Raw genomic sequence first — 6,180 nt, 5'->3', positions numbered from 1 at the left:
CTGAGCGCGTGAATCGGAAGTCTCCAGCCCAAGGCGAGGCTGCCGAAGCCGGGAGCCGACTCGACGACATAGGCGGCAATGCCCATCAGCAGCAGCGCAGACGTGCGGCTCACCGGATCGCTTGGCGCGGTTCGGGCCAGCACCACAATGCGCAGCAAAAGCATTACGACGGCGCCCCCGCGCAATGCGGCTTCCAGGGTCGACATGCTAGTCCATGGTCCGATTGAAATCTCGCGCGCAAGAACATCGCACCGGGGTCGGTCGTGTCAACAGCGCGTAAATATCTCCCCTGGCAACCGGAGCGGGGTCCTCGCTCGCCTGCGCTTGCCCGATGGACGGGCAGGCGGAAGCGCGAACAGCGGTTGCGCTGCGGCTTTTCAAGCCCGCCGCGGCTCCCTACAATTGAGTGCCGAGAATGGCCCGCGCGTTGGCGCGAGCCCGCGTTTTCATTCCAAGACCTATGCAAAGCGATACCACCGCCATGGATAACGCCCCCGACACCTCCTTCGGCCACCACGACAATGCCGGGCAGATCGGGTTCTGGAACGGCGATGGCGGGCAGCGCTGGGTCGAACGGCAGGCGGCGCTCGACGGCATGCTGGCGCCGATCGACGCGCTGTTGTTGGAGCGCGCCGCGATCCAGCCGGCCGAGCGCGTCCTCGACATCGGCTGCGGCTGCGGCGCGACCACGATCGCGGCGGCCGCAAACGTCGGTGCCGATGGCGGCGTGCTCGGGATCGACGTCTCGGCCGCGATGCTGATCCGTGCCAACGAGCTTGCGCCGGAAGAGGCGCCGGTCAGCTTCGTGCAGGGCGATGCCATGGTGCATCACTTCAAGGCGGCGAGCTGCGATCTCATGATCTCCCGGCTCGGGATGATGTACTTCGCCGATGCCGTCCGCGGCTTGCTCAACATCCGCACTGCGCTGCGCTCCGGCGGCCGCGTCGCCTTCGCGGCCTGGCGCGACCTGCGCGACAATCCCTGGGCGCTGGAGCCGCTGCAGGCGGTCTATGATCACGTGCCGAAGCTGCCGGGCCTGTTGCCGCATGCGCCCGACGACTTCGCCTTTGCGCAGCAGGATTGGCTCGAGCAGGTGCTGAGCGAAGCCGGCCTACGACGTGTCCGGCTCGAGCGCTGTGACGTTGCTCTCGACATCGATGGAGGGCAGGGACTCCAGGGCGCAGCATTGTCGGCACTCGCGGTCGGTCCGGCCAGCCGCGCCATTAACCGCCAGCCGCCGGACGCTGTCGCCGCCGCAACGGCGGCGGTGAGCAAGGCGCTGGCGCGCTACGCTAACGGAGCCGCCGTGACGCTGCCGGCATCTGTCTGGATCGTGACCGCAGTTGATCCGTAAACAGCCAAAAAACAGGCATTTTCGTGGAAGCGCGTGCTGACCATGCATGCCGGGCGTGCGCGAACGGATCAGTTCCATCGGAACGCCTCCGCCGCCTCAGGCATTGAGCCTCGCCTGACCGATCGGAGCGGTTGTAGCGTGCAGCACAACTAGGCTGCCAGCCATGCCGCGCCGAGATGTCACAGCCGGCAGCCGTGGTTTTGAACCTTTGATTGCCGAAAAGAACAAATGGGATGTCGGTGCTTGAAGCGCTGGCTTCCCGTAAATGCATCCCGATACCAGCCGGTCTTCGGCGGGAGGCGCGTATGGTCGTAAAGACTTTGAAAGTTTCATTATCACTGCTCGCAGCGGCGACATCCGTCGCTTCGCTGTTCGCCGTCAGCTGGGTCGGCCTGGCGCTACTAGGTTACTGATCGCGATCCTATTCGAGCGATACGCGGACTACGCCCGCGTTGATCATGCCGAGCGCGCGGGCGGCACTGACCGAGACATCGATGACGCGACCGCGAATGAAGGGTCCGCGATCGTTGACGCGGCACTGGATCGAACGACCGTTGTGCGAAACCCTGATGATGCTGCCGAATGGGCGCGTGCGATGCGCGCAGGTCATTTCGCCGTGACGGCCATCCCCGCCATAATAGGAAGCCAATCCGGATTCAGCCTGCGCGCGCGTAGCTACAGCAAACGATGCCATCACGCCGAGAAAACCGGCCGTGATCAGCATGACCCTCGCCATGTGATGCTCCCCGCCTGAGTTCACTACACGTGAAGCAACGGCCCTAACTCTGGCGATACCGTGTTAGTTCCACGGCGGGAACGCGAATCAGCTTGGCGCGATTGCGATCCAGGAACCGGTGGCTGAATCCTCCATGTCGACAGTCACAACGCGCGACGTCAATCGATCGTCGATCTCGCCATCGGCCTGATCTCTGCGACATCAGAATCGCCGGCCGAAGACGCTGATCTCGCCCGCGTCACGCGAAACGATGCCGTCCGTCACGATCCGACGATCAAGCGAAGGCCTTCTCCGCGGTGTCGATCAGCACCCGGAGCGATCTGTCGTGCCGGGTGATCCTGGGAATCGGACGTTCGATCCCGAGCAACTGATAGACCGCCATTTGCGCGGCGCGTACCGAATATTCGACGGTGAAGACCACGTCATCGGGGATCTCGACGAACTGGCTGACGAAGGCGAGGTTCTTCGAGGTGGCCGGCACCGGCGGCGGACGATCGCTCTTGTGGCGCGGCATGAACATGCTGGTGATGTAGGGCAGGCGGCAGGGCACGCAGGTGGCGTTCTCGAACACCGACAGGTCGAAGTTCAGGTGACCGCAAAGCTCTTTCAGGATATCGGCACCCCCACAATCGGCCATGGCCTTCGGAACGAAGTTGCCGATACGGTCAGGATGTAGCGCGTAGCCCCAGAATACCTGGACGTTCGCCGGCTGATCGAGGAAATGCGGCTGATGATAGAGCACGATCGACATCAGCCAGTTCGAATCCTTGAAGGTGACGAGCCCGCCGGTGCCGGCCTCGTTGCCGCTGAATACCTTCATTGCGTCGAAAAACCGTGGAGTCCGGCAGGTGACGGTGAAGGATTCCCAGCAGGATTCCGGGATCGACGAGTTGAACACCGCGGGATTGCCAAACTCCGGACGGCCGGTCGCGATCTTCTCCCACAACGCCCAGCCGCCGCTGTCGGCCTTGGTCAGGCGCGGTGGCGGGCTGTCGTGGGTGCCAAGGCTCGTTGCGTCCGTCATCGAGCCGTTCTGGAAGAAGACGAGATCCTCATCGCCGACGACGACCGTGTCGATCCGGTCATTCTGTCGGACCGTAAGCTGCTTCACGACGTGATGCGTCTGTCTGATTGCGATTTCCATGTCGACGACATCGGTGCCGCCGACCAGATGCACGCCGTGCCCTTCGAGCCAGCGCATCAAAGGCAGCACGATCGCATCATACTGGTTGAATACCGTGCGCTTGACGCCGGCCAAGGTGTCGATGCGCGGAAACTCATTCATGAAGCGATGCAGATAGCGCTTGAACTCGACCGCGCTGTGCCATGGCTGGAAAGCAAAGGTGGTCTGCCACAAATACCAGAAATTGGTCGCGAAGAATGGCGGCGACAGCCAGTCGGTAATGCGGGAGTTGCGCAGCGTATCCTCGGAGGCTTCCGTCAGCCGGATCAGCTCGATCCGGTCGCGCATCGAGAAGCCCATGGTGGAGACATTCACCTTGTGTCGGTTCCGGTCGACCAGCCGGGCCCGCGAATGCGCCACGTGCGCGTCGTTGAACGCCACAGTCTCGTCGCGGATGGTCTTGTCCGGCGCGGTGCTGCCCGGGATCGTCGACAGCAGATTCCAGGTGCACTCATAGTGATCGGTGGTCAGCATGCGGCCGCCGCGCAGCGAATAGGAGCCGTTGGGGAGCCGACCGCCATCGAGGCTGCCGCCGAACGGCAGATGCTTCTCATAGATGGTGATGTCGCCGCCGGACAGACCGCCATCGCGAATCAGGAAGGCAGCGCCCGCGAGTGCGCCGATGCCGCTGCCGATGAAATACGCTTTCATGATGCACATCCCAAGCGTTGGAGGGTGCACCGGCGTAGCAGGGGCGGGCAACGAAAACTGACCTAGGTCAATCCGGTCTCCGGCCGCACGTGCATATGATAAATATTCGCTGCCGCTAGTGTCCCGCCATGTGGCGGCCGATCTCTGTGAGATCGGCATCGCCCGCGCGGGTCTCGTAGACCAGCCGGCCGTGGAACATCACCACCAGGCGGTCGGACAATTCCAGCAGCTCGTCGAGGTCCTCGCTCACCAGCAGCACGGCGGCGCCGCGATTGCGCGCGGCCATGATCTCGGCATGGATCTGCGCTACGGCGGCGAAGTCGAGCCCGAAGCAGGGATTGGCTGCGACCAGCACCTCGACATCATGGCCAAGCTCGCGCGCCAGTACCGCGCGCTGCACGTTGCCGCCCGAGAGCGCCGCGATCGGGGTGTCGGGCGTGCGGGTCTTGATCTTGTAGCGGTTGATCTTGCGCGTTGCGTCGTCGCGGAATGCCGCGCGGTTCAGCCACCAGCCGCCGCTGGCGAACGGCGCGCGGTCGAATTCGCGCAGTGCAATATTGTCGGCGACGCTCATGCCGCCGACGCAGGCGTTCTTCAACGGCTCCTCGGGCAGCAGCGACATCTTGTGCCGCCGCATCTCCTGGCGCCGCGCGTGATAGGCCGCGCCGGACACGCGGATCGCGCCGCTCTCGGCCTCGCGCTGGCCTGATAGCACCTCGACCAGTTGGCGCTGGCCGTTGCCGGAAACGCCGGCGATACCGACGATCTCGCCGGCGCGCACGTCGAGCGAGAGATCCTGCACCGCGATGCCGCCGGCATCGTCGCGCGCGACGACCTTGTTCAGCGCGAGCCTGATGGTGCCGGCTTCGCCCGATCGCGCCGGCTGCACGGTCAATTGCTCGGCGCCGATCATTGTGCGCGCCATCTCGTCGGTGCTGAGCTCGGAGACCTTGCCGCGTCCCGCGAGCTTGCCTCGGCGCAGGATCGTGACCTCGTCGGCGAACGCCATCACCTCGCGGAGTTTGTGCGTGATCATCAGCACCGTCAGCTCGCCCGCCACCACCAGGCTGCGCAGCATGCCGAGTACCTCGTCGGCTTCGGCCGGCGTCAGCACGGAGGTCGGCTCGTCCAGGATCAGGAAGCGCCGCTTGAGATACAGCTGCTTGAGGATCTCGCATTTCTGCCGCTCGCCGGCGGAGATGTCGGCAACCCTGGCGTTCAGCGGCACCTGGAACGGCATCCGCGCCAAAAATTGCGTGAGCTGCTGCTTCTCCCTGGCCCAGTTGACGACCGCCGGCACGTCGTCGCGCGCCAGCACCAAATTCTCGGCGACTGTCATCGCCGGCACCAGGGTGAAATGCTGATAGACCATACCGAGCCCGAGCGCGTGCGCATCCCGGGGATTGGCGATTGCGCGCTCGCGGTCGCCGACCAGCACGTCGTCCGCGGTCGGCTGGTAGTAGCCCATGATGCATTTGACCAAAGTCGACTTGCCGGCGCCGTTCTCGCCGAGCAGCGCGTGGAAGGTGCCGGGCCTGACCTTGAGCTCGACATTGTCGAGCGCGGCGAAGTCGCCGAACCGCATCGTCATGGCGATCGCCTCGACGCCGAACGTGCCTAGCGGAGCAGGATCTTCCCCGATCACGACAGCACCTCGATCAGCGCGGAGGAGGTGGCGACAGCGCCGAACACGCCGCCCTGCATCTTGATCATCTTCAGCGCATGGTCGTGATTGGCCGTGTCGGTGGCGCCGCAGCAGTCCGACAGCAGAACGCATTCGAAGCCGCGGTCGTTGGCCTCGCGCATGGTGGTATGGACGCAGACATCGGTGGTGATGCCGGTCAGCACGATGTTTTCGATGCCGCGCAGGCGCAAGATCAGCTCGAGATCGGTGGCGCAGAACGAACCCTTGCCGGGCTTGTCGATGATCACTTCGCCGTCCACCGGCGCGAGATCGGGGATGATATCCCAGCCGGGCTCGCCGCGCACCAGGATGCGGCCGCAGGGGCCGGGATCGCCAATGCCGGCGCCGATCTGCTGGGAGCGCCAGCGCTTGTTGGCGGGCAGGTCGGCAAGGTCGGGCCGGTGGCCCTCGCGGGTATGGATGATGTGAAAGTTTTGCGCGCGCATCACCGTCAGCAGCCGCTTTATCGGTTCGATCGGTGCGCGCGTCAGCGACAGGTCATAGCCCATCTTGTCGACATAGCCGCCGATGCCGCAGAAATCGGTCTGCATGTCGATGATGATGAGGGCCGT

Annotated in this window: 6 protein-coding genes; 1 reads left to right on the top strand and 5 read right to left on the bottom strand. The window is 64.4% G+C overall.

All coding sequences use genetic code 11. The features are described 5' to 3' along the window. The coding region (locus tag WA702_RS27625) for a hypothetical protein (protein ID WP_425113713.1) at positions 1-206 on the bottom strand (206 nt) is incomplete at its 3' end. Between the two features lie 275 nt (positions 207-481). Here WA702_RS27625 and WA702_RS27620 point away from each other — a divergent pair. After that, the gene (locus WA702_RS27620) at positions 482-1,354 is read left to right on the top strand and encodes a class I SAM-dependent methyltransferase (RefSeq protein ID WP_425113712.1); all 873 of its coding nucleotides are present in this window, start codon (positions 482-484) and stop codon (positions 1,352-1,354) included. Positions 1,355-1,775: 421 nt separating this feature from the next. On the opposite strand, the gene WA702_RS27615 is transcribed toward WA702_RS27620, so the two are convergent. The 4 genes from WA702_RS27615 to WA702_RS27600 all read right to left on the bottom strand — a co-directional run. After that, positions 1,776-2,078, bottom strand: coding sequence for a septal ring lytic transglycosylase RlpA family protein (locus tag WA702_RS27615; protein WP_425113714.1), 303 nt, complete (start codon positions 2,076-2,078; stop codon positions 1,776-1,778). 286 nt (positions 2,079-2,364) lie between these two features. Beyond that, on the bottom strand, positions 2,365-3,924 hold the full coding sequence (locus WA702_RS27610; protein WP_425113711.1) for an oleate hydratase: 1,560 nt from the start codon (positions 3,922-3,924) through the stop codon (positions 2,365-2,367). Between the two features lie 115 nt (positions 3,925-4,039). Then, complete coding sequence (locus WA702_RS27605) at positions 4,040-5,569, bottom strand: ABC transporter ATP-binding protein (RefSeq protein WP_425113710.1); 1,530 nt, start codon at positions 5,567-5,569, stop codon at positions 4,040-4,042. Then, positions 5,566-6,180 (bottom strand): cysteine hydrolase family protein (locus WA702_RS27600; protein WP_425113709.1); only part of this gene is annotated, 615 nt, incomplete at its 5' end. The genes WA702_RS27605 and WA702_RS27600, both read right to left, overlap by 4 nt.

Origin of the sequence: Bradyrhizobium sp., assembly GCF_049798375.1 — a bacterium.
In the GTDB taxonomy this organism is placed as follows: domain Bacteria; phylum Pseudomonadota; class Alphaproteobacteria; order Rhizobiales; family Xanthobacteraceae; genus Bradyrhizobium.
Note: the sequence above shows the minus strand (reverse complement) of the source record. Positions and strands in the feature narration are given on the sequence as shown.